16 protein-coding genes are annotated in these 15,316 nt (G+C 61.5%); 10 read left to right on the top strand and 6 right to left on the bottom strand.

The genetic code is table 11. The annotated features are described in order from the left end of the window. Positions 1-90: 90 nt before the first annotated feature. Together PPGU16_RS37250 and PPGU16_RS37245 are read left to right on the top strand one after the other, a co-directional pair. Positions 91-1,206, top strand: coding sequence for a transglutaminase domain-containing protein (locus PPGU16_RS37250; RefSeq protein ID WP_180725817.1), 1,116 nt, complete (start codon positions 91-93; stop codon positions 1,204-1,206). A gap of 150 nt (positions 1,207-1,356) precedes the next feature. Then, on the top strand, positions 1,357-1,617 hold the full coding sequence (locus PPGU16_RS37245; RefSeq protein WP_180725816.1) for a hypothetical protein: 261 nt from the start codon (positions 1,357-1,359) through the stop codon (positions 1,615-1,617). An 84-nt stretch (positions 1,618-1,701) separates the two neighbouring features. On the opposite strand, the gene PPGU16_RS37240 is transcribed toward PPGU16_RS37245, so the two are convergent. The 3 genes from PPGU16_RS37240 to PPGU16_RS37230 form a co-directional block, all read right to left on the bottom strand. Beyond that, positions 1,702-3,354, bottom strand: coding sequence for an FAD-dependent oxidoreductase (locus PPGU16_RS37240; RefSeq protein WP_180725815.1), 1,653 nt, complete (start codon positions 3,352-3,354; stop codon positions 1,702-1,704). Between the two features lie 205 nt (positions 3,355-3,559). Further along, the gene (locus PPGU16_RS37235) at positions 3,560-4,828 is read right to left on the bottom strand and encodes an RNA polymerase sigma factor (protein ID WP_180725814.1); all 1,269 of its coding nucleotides are present in this window, start codon (positions 4,826-4,828) and stop codon (positions 3,560-3,562) included. Then, positions 4,825-5,196, bottom strand: coding sequence for a YciI family protein (locus PPGU16_RS37230; RefSeq protein ID WP_180725813.1), 372 nt, complete (start codon positions 5,194-5,196; stop codon positions 4,825-4,827). The genes PPGU16_RS37235 and PPGU16_RS37230 overlap by 4 nt, the downstream gene beginning before the upstream one ends. 371 nt (positions 5,197-5,567) lie before the next feature. Here PPGU16_RS37230 and PPGU16_RS37225 point away from each other — a divergent pair, with 371 nt between their 5' ends. Further along, positions 5,568-6,695, top strand: a complete 1,128-nt coding sequence (locus PPGU16_RS37225; RefSeq protein WP_180727208.1) for an aminotransferase class V-fold PLP-dependent enzyme — start codon at positions 5,568-5,570, stop codon at positions 6,693-6,695. Positions 6,696-7,089: 394 nt separating this feature from the next. Here PPGU16_RS37225 and PPGU16_RS37220 read toward each other — a convergent pair whose 3' ends face one another. Beyond that, positions 7,090-7,233 carry a hypothetical protein gene (locus tag PPGU16_RS37220; RefSeq protein WP_180725812.1) on the bottom strand — a complete coding sequence of 48 codons (144 nt, stop codon included), beginning with the start codon at positions 7,231-7,233 and terminating at the stop codon, positions 7,090-7,092. Positions 7,234-7,589: 356 nt separating this feature from the next. Between PPGU16_RS37220 and PPGU16_RS37215 the strand changes: the two genes are divergently transcribed. Then, complete coding sequence (locus PPGU16_RS37215) at positions 7,590-7,898, top strand: DUF4148 domain-containing protein (RefSeq protein ID WP_180725811.1); 309 nt, start codon at positions 7,590-7,592, stop codon at positions 7,896-7,898. A gap of 116 nt (positions 7,899-8,014) precedes the next feature. On the opposite strand, the gene PPGU16_RS37210 is transcribed toward PPGU16_RS37215, so the two are convergent. Next, entirely contained in the window at positions 8,015-8,707 is a 693-nt protein-coding gene (locus PPGU16_RS37210) for a phosphatase PAP2 family protein (RefSeq protein ID WP_180725810.1), read from the bottom strand. A 275-nt stretch (positions 8,708-8,982) separates the two neighbouring features. Next, on the bottom strand, positions 8,983-10,395 hold the full coding sequence (gene pdxR, locus PPGU16_RS37205) for a MocR-like pyridoxine biosynthesis transcription factor PdxR (RefSeq protein ID WP_243460686.1): 1,413 nt from the start codon (positions 10,393-10,395) through the stop codon (positions 8,983-8,985). Between the two features lie 255 nt (positions 10,396-10,650). Here pdxR and PPGU16_RS37200 point away from each other — a divergent pair, with 255 nt between their 5' ends. From PPGU16_RS37200 to PPGU16_RS37175, 6 genes are all read left to right on the top strand, one after another. Next, positions 10,651-11,283: an FMN-dependent NADH-azoreductase gene (locus PPGU16_RS37200; protein WP_180725808.1), complete on the top strand. Its 633-nt coding sequence runs from the start codon at positions 10,651-10,653 to the stop codon at positions 11,281-11,283. Positions 11,284-11,342: 59 nt separating this feature from the next. Beyond that, positions 11,343-11,693 (top strand): DUF3331 domain-containing protein, encoded by a 351-nt coding sequence (locus PPGU16_RS37195; RefSeq protein ID WP_345961193.1) that lies wholly within the window; start codon positions 11,343-11,345, stop codon positions 11,691-11,693. 13 nt (positions 11,694-11,706) lie between these two features. Continuing rightward, positions 11,707-12,417, top strand: coding sequence for an SDR family NAD(P)-dependent oxidoreductase (locus PPGU16_RS37190; RefSeq protein ID WP_180725807.1), 711 nt, complete (start codon positions 11,707-11,709; stop codon positions 12,415-12,417). Positions 12,418-12,543: 126 nt separating this feature from the next. Beyond that, positions 12,544-13,503 (top strand): AraC family transcriptional regulator, encoded by a 960-nt coding sequence (locus PPGU16_RS37185; RefSeq protein ID WP_180725806.1) that lies wholly within the window; start codon positions 12,544-12,546, stop codon positions 13,501-13,503. 271 nt (positions 13,504-13,774) lie between these two features. Further along, positions 13,775-14,392 (top strand): nitroreductase family protein, encoded by a 618-nt coding sequence (locus tag PPGU16_RS37180; RefSeq protein WP_180725805.1) that lies wholly within the window; start codon positions 13,775-13,777, stop codon positions 14,390-14,392. A 191-nt stretch (positions 14,393-14,583) separates the two neighbouring features. Next, complete coding sequence (locus tag PPGU16_RS37175) at positions 14,584-15,129, top strand: carboxymuconolactone decarboxylase family protein (RefSeq protein WP_180725804.1); 546 nt, start codon at positions 14,584-14,586, stop codon at positions 15,127-15,129. Positions 15,130-15,316: the final 187 nt, after the last annotated feature.

Below are 15,316 nucleotides of genomic sequence, written 5' to 3'. Positions count from 1 at the left end.
TTGCCTTGCGCCGACAGGCGCAAAACGGCATCGGGAGGCTTCGAAACACCGGGCGCATCGGCGCCCGGTGTGGCTTCCGGGAGTCTACCCATGCCGCTCGCTCGACTGCTCCTCTGCTTTCGCCAGTGCCTGCTCGTGGCCGCGGTGCTTGTGCCCGTCGTCGCGGGCGCGGCGAATCTGCCAGCCGCATCCCAACGCGATGCGTCCGCCACGCGCGACGCGGGTCCCAGCGATCCGGCTGCGCCTCACGCACTGAAAGCCGGTATCGAGCGCCTGCGCGCCGGGACGTGGTGGGAAGCCAACCGCAAGATCCGCCCGGAACTCGCGCAGGTCGGCGATCTGATGTTTCTCCTGCCGCTTGCCGACAAAACGCTCGAACCCTCGTCGGATGCGATCGGCCGCGTGCAGCGCCTGCGCGAAGCGCTGCGCAGCCACCTGACGCGCGAGCCCGCAGGCTGGGGCCGCCTCGTTGCGCAGGTGCGGGCAGAGCGCGCGAAGGCCGGCGATGCGTCAGCCGCGATCCTCGCCGACGCGCTCGTCAACGAGGTCCGCTACCGCGACGGAACCGACGGCAGCTACTACGCGCCGGCCCGGTTCTTTGCCGAAAGCGGCGTGTGCAAGGATTTCGCCGTCGCCAAATATCTGCTGCTGCGCGACGCGGGTTTCGACATCGCGCGGCTGCGTCTCGTGTCGCTGGCGCCGCGCTACAACAACACGCCGGACGACTGGCACGTCATCCTCGTCGTGCAGATCGACGGCGCGAGCGAACCGCTGGCACTCGATTCACCGAGCGGGCCGGCCACGAAGCGCACCGGCGAAACGGCCGACGAAGCATCGGCTTCGAGCGGTCCGTCCGCGTTGCTTGCCGCGATCCTCGCCGGCCGCACGCCCGCGAGCGCGGTGCTGCGCGCGCCCGCAGGACCGCTAGCCGCGTCGCTCAGCCAGTCGGGCCAGGCGCGGCGGCCGCTTGCGACCGTGTTCAACGAGCAGGGCAGCCGGTCGTTCGAACGCGCCGCACCGGGCGCGCTGCGGCGCGCGTCGACGGCCGCGCGAGGCGCGAACGCGACGTATGTCGACGAGATGGGCGAGTCGTGGAAAGTCGACGGCTCCGCGACGTTTCCGAAGTGGCGGGTCGCCGTTGACCCGGCCGATGCGCTGGCGAAGCCGGGGCCGGCGGCAGGGCTGATGCGCGTGGCGGCACGCTGACTGAGCTTTCGCCGCAAGGCCGTGACCAGATCTAAATCGACAACAATGAATTGCCCTGTTGGTGCTCACTTCCGGGCGGTCGCCGATCTACACTGCTTTCACTGAGCCAGCAAAAGGCTGCGCGCGAAAAACACTCCCCGGAGAAAAATCATGAAACTCGTTAAGTTCATCGTCGCTGCATCGCTGTTGGTCCCGGCTGTCTCTTCGTTCGCTCAGTCGACGCCGCAGGCGATGAACGACGACGTCAGAGCACAACTCGCTCAAGACAAGACGACCTACCGATATTCGGATTCCAGCGATCGGAAGCAGGCTTCGATCAGTGATGCCAAACGGAGTGCGACGCTGCCGCATCAGATCACCGGCATGGACATGGGTCGGTACTCGCTATCCGTGGTACGCCCTTCGTTTTAACAGCGGTCAGCTTGTCGACCTTCACGTGCCGCTGACGGCGCCTGGCAACCTGAGCGCCGTCAGCGGCAACTGCCGCATCTAACGCTAGCAGGCGTCGTACTGCAGATACTTGTGAGCGAACGCGATGGCCATGCTGCCCTCGCCGACCGCGGAAGCGACGCGTTTGACAGGGCTCAACCTCACATCCCCACAAGCAAACACGCCAGGCACACTCGATTCGAGCAGGTAAGGATCGCGACTACAGGACCAGTGTCCCGCCTTGACGACATCGTCGCCGGTGAGAACATATCCGCGCGCGTCGCGAGCGATTTCCGTCGGCAGCCATCCGGTTTCTGCGTCGGCGCCAATGAACACGAACAATCCACCACAGTCGCGCCGGCTCACCTCCGCGCCCGGTCCTTCGCGTATGTCGATCGCGGTGAGATGGGTGTCGCCGTGTGCGCCGACCACTTCCGAACGCAATTGCACCGCCACGTTTGACTTGCTGCGAAGCTGCTCGATCAGATAGCGCGACATGCTCTTCTCTAGTGAATCGCCTCGCAAGATGAGCGTGACCATGCGTGCATGATTGGCAAAGTACAAAGCGGCCTGGCCGGCCGAGTTTCCACCGCCGATCAGATAGACGTCGAGTCCGTGCGTCGCGTTCGCTTCGCTGCGTGACGCGCCGTAGTAAATTCCTTTACCGATGAACCGGTCGAAGCCATCGATCGCGAGGCGGCGCCACGTGACGCCCGTCGCGAGAATGATCGTTCGCGTATGGATGACGTCGCCGCCATCGAGGTGAACGTTACGCCCGTCGACATCGATGCGAGCGACTGACCGCGTCACCAGAATCTCGGCACCGAGCCGCCTTGCCTGCTGCAACGCGCGGCTTGCGAGTTCGTCGCCCGACACGCCGTTGGGAAAGCCGAGGTAATTCTCGATGCGCGAGGACGTTCCGGCTTGCCCGCCTGGCGCTTCGCGCTCCACCACCATCGTGCGTAAGCCTTCCGACGCGCCATACACTGCCGCAGCCAGACCTGCGGGGCCTCCACCGATGATCAACGTGTCGTATGCAGCAAGGCGGGGCTGCGTCTGCAGACCCAGTAGCCCGGCGAGCTGACGTGTCGCCGGGCGGCAAAGCACCGTCCCGTCGACCAGCCGCAACGCCGGGCAATCGTCCTCTGGCGGGCGAGTACCCGGCCAGCGCGCGGGCAGTTCGGGCGCATCGGGCGTCATCCAGTCGCAGCTGATCTGGTTGCGGGCCAGAAAGTGGCGCAGCTCGGTACAAGCTGTGTCCCAGCGATTGCCGACAAGGGTCACGCGAGGCTTGGGCGTCTCGGCGGAGAGGCCCTGCAGTCCGCCGATGCGCTCGCGGGCGAGGGCGCCCATCTTCAACGCAATGTCCGGCGCAGCGGCAGCGAGTGTGTAGTAGCGCTGCGCGTCCACGCGCATGACACGCGACGGCTCCGCAGCCCGATAGGCGCCTGGAAACGGTGAACTCAGCGCGAGCGGCACTTCGCCAAAGATGGTTCCGGGCAGACGCCAGCCCAAGGTGCGCTCGATGCCGTCGAACGTCTTGATGACTTCCATCTTGCCGGTCAGAACGGCGTACAGCGCCCGCTCGCCACCTTCATGGACCGCGAATTCACCCGCGCACAGATGCAGGTCTGCCGACGTGTGCGCGAGATGCTCCAGCTCGGTGTCGGAGAGTGTCGAGAACAGGGGAATCGCCCGGATGTCGTCGATGGTGAGCATGGCTTCGTCCAAACAGAGCAGATGAGGTGAAGCTCGGTCAACGACCTTCGGGACGTGTGCCCGACCCCAGGGACATGCGCCGCCGGGCGCACGGATACGGCTCGAACGGCGATGCGAATGCCTATCACAATCGCACTGCAGACAGCAGGCAGACTTAGCCAGTATATGACCTTCGGAGGCGAATGGTCATCCGCTGCAGCCAGCCTTAACCGCTCGCCGATGACAACCCGAAACGCTTGCGCTGCAGGAACCGGCGCACGGCCGGATCGCGCGCGAGGCCGATCGCGAGATCGTAAGCATGGAGCGCTTCGGCCCTGGCGCCGCTACGCGCGAGCAGATCGGCGCGCGCGGCCCAGTACGGCTGGTAGTCGGCCAACCGCGGGTCGTCTGCATAGGGCGCGAGCGCGTCGAGCGCCGCCTGCGGGCCGTCCCGCTCCGCCAGCGCGAGCGCGCGGTTCACGGCGACCACCGGCGACGCTGCAATCGTGAGCAGCGCATCATAGAGTTGGACGATCTCGTCCCAGTTCGGGCGGCGCGTGCGGCAGCGGTACACGTGCGCCGACTGGAGCGCGGCCTCGAGCTGAAAACGTCCGATTGCGTTGAGCGCGTTCGCGCGATGCAGCATAGCGTCGGCTGCGTCGATCATCGGTGCGTTCCATGTCGCCGGGTCTTGAGCCGACAGCGGGACGTAGTCGCCCACTGCATCGCGTCGCGCGTCGCAACGGGCCTGCGCATACAGCATCAGTGCGAGCAGCCCCAATGTCTCTGGCTCCTCGGGCAGCAGTTCGACGAGCAGATGTGCAAGAAACAGCGCCTCGCCGGTGAGATCGCGCCTTTCGGTATCGCCGCCAACCGGGTCGGTCCATCCTTCCGCATACGCCGCATAGACCGCTTCCAGCACGGCATCGAGCCGGCCGGGCAACTCTTCGCGTTCGGGCACGCTGAACGGAATGCCCGCTTCACGGATCTTGTTCTTCGCCCGCACGAGGCGCTTGCTCATCGCCGCGGGTGACATCAGGAACGCTGACGCAATCGTCTTTGCTTCGAGCCCGAGCACCACCTGCAGCATCAGCGGCGTGCGAATCGCGGCCTCGAGCGCAGGGTGCGTGCACGCGAACAGCAGCGCAAGCCGCCGGTCGGGCAATGCGCCTGCTTCACGCTCGTCGATTTCGTCGGCGAGGATCGCGAGCTGGTTCACCACTTCGTCGCCGACGCGGCGATGGCGCGCGCCGTCGATCGCCCGGCGGCGCGCGACCGTCATCAGCCACGCTTCGGGATTCGCCGGGCAGCCGCGCTCCGGCCAGTCGGCGAGCGCGGCCGCGAACGCGTCGGCCAGCGCGTCCTCGGCCGCGGCGACGTCGCGCGTGCGCATCGCCAGCAGCGCGACGAGTTTGCCGTAACTGCGACGGGCGACCGCCTCGGCAATCGAACGCGCGGCGCCGTCAGCGTCACGGTCGCCGCCGGACGGACTCATGCAGCGGATGGCGCATCGTAGGGCGCCGTCCAGACCGGGCGCACTTCCATGAGGCCATGCGCCGCGCCGGGACAACGTGACGCCCACGCGATCGCCGCATCCAGGTTGGGCACGTCGATCAGGTAGTAGCCGGCGAGCTGCTCCTTCGAATCGGAGAAGGGGCCGTCAAGAACCTGCGGCTTGCCGTCGACGAGCCGCACCGTGGTGGCCGTGTTCGTGTGCTGCAGCCGGTTTGCGCCCGCCAGCACTTCCGCTTTTTTCAACGATTCGGTGTACGCCTGATACGCGGCGACGCCTTGCTGCCGCTCGCTGTCCGTCATCTGGTTCCAGCGGCCTTCTTCCGAATAGATCAGCAACAGGTATTGCATATGAGCCTCCGTCATGGAATTGAGGCGGGTGATGTCATCAGGCCGCCATCACAATGACGCGTGGGCCGCATGCTGATGGACAGGCTACGTCGAAAAGTTGCGCACGCCACCGCCGCCTTACCCATACAGACTAAAGTGCTTTATACGGCACGGGATTGTTCGGGCTTCATGGCACACTCTCACGAGCAGGAAGCGCGTTTCATTTGAAACCACGCTCTGGCGAAGGTTCACAGTCGTGCCGATTGCTGCAACTGCAGCATGCGCAACCGGCATCGATGGGTAACAGAGGTCGTCTCGGCCGATGCCATTGCAGGTGGCTTTCGTTAGAATCTGAGTTCGATTCGTTTGTTCGTCTATTACCGGAGGCGAATGTGCCAGGTTTACTTCCCAATGTCGACCGCGAGGGGCTCCTCGAATACTCGGTCGTGTACACCGACCGATCAATCAATCACATGTCGCAACTCTTTCAGGGCGTCATGCGCGATATTTCCGCCGCCCTGAAAAAAGTCTACAACGCGAAGGCGGTCGTTGTTGTCCCGGGCAGTGGCACGTTCGGCATGGAAGCCGTTGCCCGGCAGTTCGCGACGAACAGAAAGTGTCTGGTCATCCGCAATGGCTGGTTCAGTTTCCGCTGGTCTCAGATATTCGACATGGGCGGCATTCCGTCTGAATCGACGGTGTTGAAGGCGCGTCCCGTCGAATCAGGAAGGCAGGCCGCCTATGCGCCGGCTCCGATCGAAGAAGTGGTCGCGGCGATCAAGGAAAACAAGCCGGATCTGGTGTTTGCGCCGCATGTCGAAACTGCGTCCGGAATGATGCTGCCGGATGACTATATGCGCGCGGTGTCCGACGCCGTGCATTCAGTAGGCGGCATGTTCGTGCTGGATTGCATCGCCTCCGGTACGGTCTGGGTGGACATGCAGGCCAGTGGCGTCGATGTGCTGATCAGCGCGCCGCAAAAGGGATGGAGCGCGTCGCCATGTTGCGCACTGGTGATGCTCAGCGCGCTTGCCCGCGAAAGAATCGACTCGACGACCAGCAGCAGTTTCTCTTGCGATCTTCGCAAATGGCTGCAGATCATGGAGGCCTACGAGAACGGCGGGTTCGCGTATCACGCCACGATGCCCACTGACGGTCTCGCGGTACTGCGCGACGTCATGAAGGAGACCGAGGCATACGGCTTCGACAAGGTGAGAGTCGAGCAACTCGAACTCGGCAAGCGCATTCGCTCACTCCTGACGGGCGCGGGTTTCAAAAGCGTGGCGGCGGAAGGTTTCCAGGCTCCGGGCGTCGTGGTCAGCTACACGGACGACGACGGCATACGATCCGGGAAGAAATTCGCCGATGCGGGCCTGCAGATCGCGCCTGGCGTTCCCCTTCAATGCGACGAGGGTGATGATTTCAAGACCTTCCGCGTCGGATTGTTCGGGCTGGACAAACTGCATGACATCGAAGGCGCTGTCGCCAGGTTCGCCAAGGCGTTGGACAGGGTTCGTTAAAGCGCTTTCCGGAGCTTGTGCGCATGGCGTGTTCCTGCAAATGCATTGGCGGCTGGAAGAATCCGGAGCATGGCGGAATTGCTATGCGCACAATCCGGCCATAGCCGCGTGCCGTGCGTCGGCTCCACGATGGTTCGCTGCCATTCGCAAAGCGGCATCGGCGAATGGCATTTCTTGCTGTCAATGAATGAGTCTTACCGACCCACGTCTGACATCCGGCGCGCCATCCTCGTTATCCTCATCAGTGTCACCATCGGAATAGCGCACCTTATCCGGACGCGGGGTCGGCGTCGATCACCGTCCGGTCCGTATCGCACACTCACGTCACGTCTGGCGCCGGCATCTTTCGGCCGCCATCAGTTGCAGGCGAACTGCGCAGTTCAGCGTGCGGCGTTCAGTAACCGCCGCCTGACGAATTGGTTGAACTGCCCGACGCGCCGTTGCCGCCTTGATTCATGTCGCCCGCAACCGCGGATACTGAAACCACGGCCATTCCGAGGCAAACGAGACACGCAAGAACCATCCGGATCAGCTTCATGATCATTCCTCCTGGCGTAGCTCGCAGGCAGTCCCGCAGAGGGATATCCAGCGAGGCATGAACCGCGCTATTAACAAACACACCGACGTGCCGGTGCATGGCGGACGCGTCGCGCGGTGAATCGCGAACGCAGGCGTCGACATAACCGTAAACGTCGCGCGGCGACGCCTTATTCCACTGGCCAGTCTTATTCTGGAGCGGGATGAAAGAACTCGACAAGCACCACGAGCCCCGCGCGGATATTCACTTTGATAAATGAACGACTACTGTATGGTTTTTCGCCTACTCTTTGATCGGTTGCCCGCGAAACACGTAGTGCGAGTCAGCCGAAGTTACTACCCAGGAGGTGGGCCATTATGAAGACCTTAGTCCACGCAGTTTGTGCGGTCGCCGTGATTGCTGTGCCAATTGCATCGTTGGCGCAGTCGGACGGGGCGATGTCCCGCGCGCAAGTGGAAGCAGAGATCACTCAGCTTCAGCAAGCCGGCTACAACCCGGCCAATGCGAATACCGTCGATTTTCCTGTCAATCTGCAGGCCACTAACACAAGTGCCCCAGGTCAAGGCAGCGGCTACGGCCCGGGGACCAACGGTTCGTCGCAGATGGGCCGTCCGGCCATCACGAGTACGAGCGGGATGAAGCCCGTGTTCTTTGGTGGGTCGTAAGCTTTTTCGGTTCACCAGGTTGGGCGACGAGGAGCACGCCGTTTCTATCTGGCACGATGCGGGTGTGTCGTGTCATGCGCGTCTGCCGAATGGTTGCGGCTGCTTCCTGAGCGGGTTCATAGGTTTTCGATGACACCAGCGGCCAGCTTGCGCAGTTCGTCGAACTGCGTAACGAGTTCGAGGCACAGAATAAAGGCGAGCATTGCTGAAGGCCCCGGGCGATGTTCGATCCATCGCAGTGCCGAAGTCGCATAGCGCAGGCGGATCGCATCTCGCGTCATGACATAGGTAATGCCGATTCCCACAGCGGCGCCCACCAGCAAATCGGTTGGGTAGTGAAAGCCGAGATAGGCACGCGGGACGCAGATGAACAGCACGGTATAGAGAATCGCCAGCACACCGATGCCACGCCACACAAGGAAGATGCCGGTAGCGACCGCCATCCATAGCATCGCGTGATCGCTTGGAAAGGAACTCCATTTCGTCAGCAGTGCGTCCTTGATATTGCTACCTGCAAACTGCAGATGCAGTTCGGTGCTATAGATGGGACGGACTCTGAACGGCAACCAGTGGGTCAGCAGTCTTCCGACGAAGAGTGCCACGATTCCACTGATAAGCGTTGCGAGCACCATTTCTCGCCGCCATTCGCGGCGCTCGCCCTGCCGAAACCACATCCACCACAACACGGGAATGAGTACGAGACCTTTGAAGGTGTAAAGGTCCGCAATGGCTTCTATGGTTCGGGTGGCGAAATGACTGAAATGGATGTTGGACAGATATGTTTCAATAGACGAATCAAAGCTATTCATTTAGTAGGAAGATAGTGCTAGTCGCGTTGGGTTAGCATAGCCCACTGCATGCACCGCATTTTTTTGTGCTTACTTTTCCTGACAACTTTTACGGTGCAATTCTTCGCCAACCTTCAATGATGCTTTCTGCGCGCATACGCTGAATTTCGGGCAATGAGGCTTCATCGGCTGGATCGTCAAGCGCGGCAGCGAGCGCCCGCCTGCGGGCCGCGAATAGCGAAGGTGCCCCGGTGCAATCCGCCATGCTCCCCAAATCCGGGCGACGCCGGCGCGTCTCATGAGCGATATCGCTCGATGATCTCGAACAGTCGCCGACACGATGTAGCGAGGTGCTGTTCAGGAGCGGTAGCCACCCCGAGCAAAAGGCCGGGTAAAGTCCAGGACGGATTCGCGAACCACACGGACAATGGCGATGGCGCCATGCCAACGGTCATCGCTTCACGAACGATCCGCACGTCCGGTGCGCCGTCGGGGAGTCGAAGCAGGACTGCCAGGCCGGCGTTGACCCACTCCGCGTCGCGCATTCGCAACTGCTCGCATAGTGCGTCGCGCTGGGCGGAATATAGACGCTTGAGCCGACGCACGCGCCGGATGTAGTGGCCGTCACGCATGAATTGAGCCGTGGCGAGTTGAATGACGGGCGAAGGCGCGGGAGCGAGTGTTGCGGCGACTTCGGCGAATGCGTTCGCCAGTTCGGTCGGCGCCACGACGAATCCGAGCCGCAGTGCGGGGCTGACGGTCTTGCTGAAAGAACCGATGTGGATGACCCGTTTGCCCTCGCCCAGCGACGCCATGGCAGGTGCCGGCCTGCCTTGAAGTTGTAGATCGCCAAGGTAATCATCCTCAATGATCCAGGCGTCCCTCGAAGCCGCCCACTCGAGCATCTGAAGACGTCGCCTCAACGACAGGGTCGATCCCAGCGGGGCCTGTTGACCGGGCGTCAAAACGGCTAACGCGGCGTCCGCAGCCTTCTCGATACCATAGTCGACGTTGAGACCGTCTGCATCCACCGGGATCGGCACGATATTCAGGCGTGCGAGCTCCAACCCTTTGCGCGTGACCATGAAACCGGGCTCTTCCATCCAGACTTTCTTACCGTCCAGATTCAATACCCGCAGCGCAAGGCCTAAACCGGAGCTGTATCCCGACGTGACGAACACCTGCTCCGGGTGGCAGTGGAAGTTTCTGGCAATGGATAGATTGCCCGCGATTTCCCTGCGCAGTTCGAATTCCCCTCTTGGGTCGGGATAGAGCAGGGACGATAAACATCCCGTTTTCAGTAGATTGGACGAGCGCGCCCGTGAAAAAAGCTTCTCCGGTAGCCCTTCAAACGCTGGAACGCCGAGCTGGAAGATCGCCGGTCCCGCGTTCATCTCCTCATAGGCCCGCATAAACGCCCCGAGCCGCGGCGCTTTGGGTAGCGTTGCCGCCACGCGGAGCCGCGGGGCCACGCGGGTGCCGCCTGCCCCGAATGTTTCGATCATCTGTGCATCGGACAACCGTTCATATGCCGCTTGAACCGTTCCGCGTGCCACGCCGAGCTGCGCGGCCAGGTCCTGCCACGAAGGCAGTCGGGTGCCGGGAGCGAGCACACCTGACTCTATGGCCCTACTGATGCTCTCACGAATCTGTTCTGCCAGAGAAAGCTTAGCTGTCCGGTCCAGCTGAATCTGCAAGTCCGAATCCATGTTCTTAGTACACACAAAAGTGGGTGATCTTGGTTCTTCTGTTCGTACCATCGATGGTACAGAATAATCGCACCATCGTTGATATCAATGTAAGGCCAACGCGGAGAGCGCTGCTCATGATCATTCGACCGATTCTGTCCGCGTTCTGCGCGAAAGCCGATGACATGTGGAAGGTACGCGGCAGGAGTCGCCACTCTGATCCTGAGCAGGCGCTCGACGCCGCAATTGGCCTGTGAAGCAGCCGGAGAAAGAGGCATGAATATCCTGCATATCGATTGCAGCGCGCGACGGGAGTCGCACAGTCGACAGTTGTCGGCGGCCGTCGTCGAAAGGCTTCTCGCGATCGTCCCCGACGCGCACATTCGCCGCCGGGATCTGGGCTATGAGCCGATACCTCATCTCGGGGCTGCCTATGCCACCGCGCTTTCGACGCCCGCGACGCTGGCCGCAGCAGGGCGGTCCGCCGACGCGTTATGTCTGGCCGAGCAGCTCATCCAGGAGGTCGAGCATTCCGACGTCATCGTCATCGGAACGCCGATGAACAATTTCACGGTGCCGTCTGTCCTGAAGGCGTGGATCGATCAGATCCTTCGTGTCGGCCGCACGATGAAGTCCACGCCGGCTGGGAAGGTCGGATTGCTTCGGGACCGTCCGGTATTCATCGGGATCGCTTCGGGTGGTGTATTCACGGGCGATCGAGCCAATCAGCCGGATTTCCTCACGCCTTATCTGAACGCTGTACTTGGCTGCATCGGCCTCAATACAGTCCATTACCTGCCGTTGCAGGCCACGGCTTTTATGGATGATGCTCGCGCGGCCGAACGTCGCCGCTCGCTCATCGCCACGATCGAACCAGCGATGGCAAGCCTCGTGCGCTACGCCGTTTGAGCAGACGAAAATCGCAATTTAATGGGATCAATGCGGTGCCAGGTACTACTACCTGAAAGATGTTCTCGATGCCGGATACCCGGATGGGTGTTCGACAAGGTTTTGATGATGAACGATGCGCGACCATGCAAAACGAACGTTCGCCCTTGCACATTTCAATCGTGGAGAAGCTGTCGACGACGACAATCAGCATACGCTGGAGCGATCCGTGTCTGGGTCATTACGCAAATCAGATCTGGGGTATCGGTCTCGCGCGTGCGGATGCTATTTGTGTGCTGTCCGGAAAGCCGATACGCCGCGGGGACTCGGTATTTCGTCCGCGCGTCTATCAATCGCAAGTGCCCATCAATCGCCATCGGATGATCCTGGCTTCAGCGGTATCGGGCTTTCTCCAAAGATCATCACGTTAAAAGGTACTAAAGTATGAGCAGGTCACGAAAGGTTGTCGTCGTAACCGGCGCGTCGCGCGGGATTGGCGCCGCGATCGTTCGGGCATTCCGCGAGCTCGACTATGCCGTCGTTGCAACCTCACGTTCGATCAAGCCCTCGGACGACGCGAACGTCCTGACGGTAGCCGGTGATATCGGTGATCGGGCCGTTGCGCAACGCGTCATTGCCGAAGGCATCGCCCGATTTGGCCGGATCGACACGCTGGTGAACAACGCGGGCATTTACATCGGAAAGCCTTTCACCGAACACACATCAGAAGACTACGCTGCTGTGATGGACGTGAATATGAGGGGCTTCTTCTACATCACGCAACTCGCCATTGCCGAAATGGAAAGGCATTCGAGTGGTCACGTGGTTAACGTGACAGCCAGCATCGCTGACACTGCTTACACCGGCGTGTATTCGGTGCTGGCAGCGCTGACCAAGGGCGGTCTGAATGCCGCTACAAAGTCACTCGCGATCGAGTACGCGCGCAAGGGGATTCGCGTGAATGCCGTTGCGCCCGGCATCATCCGATCGCCGATGCATGCACCGGAGACTCATGATGCACTCGGGGCGTTCAATCCGCTGGGACGCATAGGGGAGATGAGCGATATCGCCGACGCGATTCTCTTTCTCGATGCCGCACCGTTTATCACAGGAGAAATCCTGCACGTCGACGGCGGGCAAAGTGCCGGCCGCTAAGACGCGCCGACGCTGATAGCAAAGCACAAAGCGAGTGGCGCTCAATCATGCAATCTTCACACGCAGGCTCGCGCAATAGCCTGATCACATGTCGATCTTCCCTGTGCTGAGGCCGAACGGAGTCCTATGTCCCAAGTCGACTGGCTGAGTCATCTGTTGCAAATGATCACCATCACCGGGCGGTTGGAGATCCGTTGCACCTATGGTGCGCCATGGCGTGTGGCCTGGGCCGAGTCGGCAGCGAACGAGATTCCCTACCACGTCGTGCTCAAGGGACGGGCCATCGTTGAGAATCCGGCGACAGGGACGGCCAGAGAGCTGGTGGGCGGCGACATCGTGCTGATGCCTCACGGATCGGCACATGTTCTGCACGACGGCAGCGGACGTGCCCCTGGGCCTACTTACGAACGCGAAAATTCTGCTGGGTTGACGCTCAGTGAGAATGACGGCACGGGCGACCATCTGGACATGTTGTGCGGACGATTTTTCATTGAGCCACCCCATGATCGGCTGATTCGCAATTACCTGCCCACGGATCTGGTAGTACGGACCATGAATGACGATAGTGAAAAAATTATCGCGTCTGCTTCGACTCAGCTTGCCAGTTTTGTGGGGCTGATGCGCGAAGAGTCCACGGGCGACAAGGTGGGCGGATACGCGATCCTCAACGCACTCAGCTCGGCGCTGTTCACCCTCGTGCTGCGCGAGGCGAGCGGATCAGAACAGGCTCCGGCAGGCTTGTTGGCGCTCGTCGGACATCCACGTCTGGCTCCCGCCATTTCAGCCATGTTCTCCGATCCCGCCCGGCCCTGGAGTCTGCCGGATCTGGCCGGCTTGTGCAGCATGTCACGCGCCACCTTCATGCGGCACTTCCAGGACACGCTCGGGCGCTCGGCCATTGACTTGCTGACTGATATCCGCATCAGCCTGGCTGCCAACGCGCTGAAGAATTCGACGATGAGCACCGAGGCTGTCGCCGAATCGGTTGGGTATCAATCCGTCTCGTCATTCCGGCGCCTGTTCGCCGACCGGATGGGAATGACGGCTGGTGAATGGCGCCGTCTGGCGCGCAAGTGCCCGTCATAGCCTCGAACCCTCGCTTCGCTTTCGGTGTGAAGCGTGGATGAGCGTTAGCCTGAACCTCGATCCCGATGAGACGCCATGCCTTTGTTCCGTGTTTTGAAGTGAAGGAAATCGTCTGTGTTCACTTGATCCTTTTGGATATTTTTTTGAGTAAATGCAGGCGTGAAGTTGCGGTCCAGTGAGCCTAAATTAGAGGCTCACAACCACCTGATGAAGACCACGCACCGAAAGCACTCGTGCACTACAACCTCTCTCAACAGCCATAGGAACCACCATGACCAATGCAGTCATCGAATGCATTCTGAGCCGCAGCGCCGCCAAGTATTACGATCCCGCTGCTACCTTGAGCGACGAACAGATCCGCGAGCTGGTGCAGATCGGCACCAGTGCGCCGACCTCCTTCCACTTGCAGAACTGGCGCTTTATCGCCGTGCGCACGCGTGAAGCCAAGGCTCGGCTGAGTCCGATTGCCTGGAACCAGCCCGCAGTCACCGATGCGGCGGTTACCTTCATCGTCTGCGGCCAGCTGGTCGATACGAGCGTCATACCGGAGCGCCTGGCTCCGCTGGTGGAAGCGGGCGTGATGCCGGCCGCGATGGTGCCGGAATGGGAAAACCCCGCGCGCGATCTGTACATGGCATATCCGCAGCGCCGGCGCGACGAGGCCGTCCGCACCGCCACCTTCGGTGCGGCAGCGATGATCTATGCAGCCCGCTCACTCGGACTAGGTTCGACGCCGATGATCGGCTTCGACGCCGAAGCGGTGCACCGCGAGTTCGGCCTGGCCACGGACGAAGTGCCCGTCCTGCTGTTGTCCATCGGAGCGGAGCGACCAGGAAACTGGGCACAGAAGCCGCGCCGTCCGGTGGCCGATGTATTGGCGCTCGTATAGGCCCGTCGTCGAGGCGTTGATCGCATGGATTGACCAGGCGGTCGTTAAAACGGGAGGCAAGCGCAACGTACCTCCTGGTTGAAGACCTGACCCGCTTCGACCCGGGGCCAGGCAGGAAGTAAGTAAGCAGAGGGAAGGGTTGCACCTGAACTTTCCCCAGGCAGTGAAACCCGTAACTTATAGAGACTATGATGACAAGGACTACTATCTTAAAGCAGGACCAGGTACCGAACGATTCGAAGCCGACACTCGATGCGTTCACCAGGAATATCGGATTCACCCCGAATATGATGGCGGCCTTCGCGCAGAGCCCGATCGCGTTCAACGCATGGGCGACCCTGCTCGGGTCCTTGAGCAAGGCACTTGACGTGAAGACGCGAGACAGCATCGGCCTGGCTGTGTCCGAAGTGAACGGATGCAACTACTGCCTGACGGTTCACAGCTTCACGGCTGAGCATATGGCGAAGCTGCCGGCCGATGAGATCGTTCTCGCCCGGAAGGGTCACGCAACCGATCCGAAACGGGACGCCGCGGTGCAGTTTGCGCGCAAGGTCATCGAAACCCGGGGCCAGGTCAGTGACGCCGATCTGAAAGCGGTCCGCGATGCCGGCTACACGGATGCAAACGTGATGGAAGTCGTCGCGCTGGTGGCCATGTACTCCCTGACGAACTTTTTCAATAACGTGTTCGATCCGGAGAAGGACTTCCCCGCTGTTGCGCCGGCAGGCTCGATCTGAACGCTGTTCAAGCAATCGAGGCCCTCCGCGTTCGTCCGTGAGAAGCCCAGGAGGGCGAGCAGTTTTGCCCTCCCGTGAATCGTCGTTGTCCGTTTTCCTGGTGCCGATGGCTCTGCCACGGAGCCAGGGGGAAGGGCAGTGCAGCGCGGGTTGGAAGTGGCGGTGGCCTGAGGCAAGGCCGGCATAA

The sequence above is a fragment of the Paraburkholderia largidicola genome (assembly GCF_013426895.1).
Lineage (GTDB): Bacteria > Pseudomonadota > Gammaproteobacteria > Burkholderiales > Burkholderiaceae > Paraburkholderia > Paraburkholderia largidicola.
This window is presented reverse-complemented; position numbering and strand designations above follow the sequence as displayed.

Bases quoted from the DNA above. Each gene is read 5' to 3' on its own strand.
- PPGU16_RS37250 (WP_180725817.1), top strand. From the start codon at position 91: ATGCCGCTCGCTCGACTGCTCCTCTGCTTTCGCCAGTGCCTGCTCGTG.
- PPGU16_RS37245 (WP_180725816.1), top strand. From the start codon at position 1,357: ATGAAACTCGTTAAGTTCATCGTCGCTGCATCGCTGTTGGTCCCGGCT.
- PPGU16_RS37240 (WP_180725815.1), bottom strand. From the start codon at position 3,354: ATGCTCACCATCGACGACATCCGGGCGATTCCCCTGTTCTCGACACTC.
- PPGU16_RS37235 (WP_180725814.1), bottom strand. From the start codon at position 4,828: ATGAGTCCGTCCGGCGGCGACCGTGACGCTGACGGCGCCGCGCGTTCG.
- PPGU16_RS37230 (WP_180725813.1), bottom strand. From the start codon at position 5,196: ATGCAATACCTGTTGCTGATCTATTCGGAAGAAGGCCGCTGGAACCAG.
- PPGU16_RS37220 (WP_180725812.1), bottom strand. From the start codon at position 7,233: ATGAAGCTGATCCGGATGGTTCTTGCGTGTCTCGTTTGCCTCGGAATG.
- PPGU16_RS37215 (WP_180725811.1), top strand. From the start codon at position 7,590: ATGAAGACCTTAGTCCACGCAGTTTGTGCGGTCGCCGTGATTGCTGTG.
- PPGU16_RS37210 (WP_180725810.1), bottom strand. From the start codon at position 8,707: ATGAATAGCTTTGATTCGTCTATTGAAACATATCTGTCCAACATCCAT.
- pdxR (WP_243460686.1), bottom strand. From the start codon at position 10,395: ATGGATTCGGACTTGCAGATTCAGCTGGACCGGACAGCTAAGCTTTCT.
- PPGU16_RS37200 (WP_180725808.1), top strand. From the start codon at position 10,651: ATGAATATCCTGCATATCGATTGCAGCGCGCGACGGGAGTCGCACAGT.
- PPGU16_RS37195 (WP_345961193.1), top strand. From the start codon at position 11,343: ATGTTCTCGATGCCGGATACCCGGATGGGTGTTCGACAAGGTTTTGAT.
- PPGU16_RS37190 (WP_180725807.1), top strand. From the start codon at position 11,707: ATGAGCAGGTCACGAAAGGTTGTCGTCGTAACCGGCGCGTCGCGCGGG.
- PPGU16_RS37185 (WP_180725806.1), top strand. From the start codon at position 12,544: ATGTCCCAAGTCGACTGGCTGAGTCATCTGTTGCAAATGATCACCATC.
- PPGU16_RS37180 (WP_180725805.1), top strand. From the start codon at position 13,775: ATGACCAATGCAGTCATCGAATGCATTCTGAGCCGCAGCGCCGCCAAG.
- PPGU16_RS37175 (WP_180725804.1), top strand. From the start codon at position 14,584: ATGACAAGGACTACTATCTTAAAGCAGGACCAGGTACCGAACGATTCG.